We start from the raw sequence: 934 nt of genomic DNA on the forward strand, positions 1-934 counted from the left end.
GCTGCCGGTGGTGCGTTACGACAACATCGACGGCCAGGACGTCAACATCGTCGACCCGGCGGCGATCAAGGCGGAGGTGGCGGCGGCGATCGGGGCCGACACGACGACGACCGCGCCGAGCACCACCGCCGTGAAGCCGGATCCCACCACGGTCGTCGACGTGGTCAACGTCGGCAGCATGAGCGGTCTGGCCACCGAGGTATCCCGCGCGCTGAAAAAGAAGGGCTACACCCCGGGTCAGGTCCGCGACCGCGAATCCGGCGACCCGACCTCCACGACGGTCGAGTACGGCGCCGGCGCGCAAACCGATGCGCTCAACCTGGCCAACCTGCTCGGCGTGGACGCGCCGAAGCAGCCCAGCCCCAGGGTGCAGCCCGGACACATCCGCCTGACCGTGGACACCAATTTCACGATGCCCACCTCCGTCGAATCCAGCGGCACCGGGATGGCCGAGCCCACGGCCGTCGCCGGGGTGATCGCCATGCTGGTGTCCGACGACGGCGCGTTCATCACCGGCACCGAGATCCGCATCGATGGCGGCACGCATGCCTGATGGCGGCGACCCGCCGCGCCCGGCTGCGCCGCGCTTGCGATCGCCGCGCAGCCTGATGGCGGCGACCCGCCGCGCCCGGCTGCGCCGCGCTTGCGATCGCCGCGCAGCCTGATGGCGGCGACCCGCCGCGCCCGGCTGCGCCGCGCTTGCGATCGCCGCGCAGCCTGATGGCGGCGACCCGCCGCGCCCGGCTGCGCCGCGCTTGCGATCGCCGCGCAGCCTGATGGCGGCGACCCGCCGCGCCCGGCTCCGCCGCGCTTGCGATCACCGCGCAGCGTGATGGCTAGTTGACGCAGGGCACGCCGCCGCCATCGATCGGCTTGCCCTGATCGGGCGTCGGGTAGGTCGTGGTCGTGCCGTTGTAGTAGTAGCTCTTGGGGT

The 934-nt window shown here is 72.5% G+C and carries 1 pseudogene; it reads left to right on the forward strand.

Features of this window, described 5'->3' with window-relative positions:
- Window positions 1–424 (forward strand): annotated as a pseudogene (locus A5659_RS22880) (LytR C-terminal domain-containing protein); the annotation flags it as partial.
- Window positions 425–934: the final 510 nt, after the last annotated feature.

Origin of the sequence: Mycobacterium sp. 1165196.3 (assembly GCF_001673415.1) — a bacterium.
Lineage (GTDB): Bacteria > Actinomycetota > Actinomycetes > Mycobacteriales > Mycobacteriaceae > Mycobacterium > Mycobacterium europaeum_A.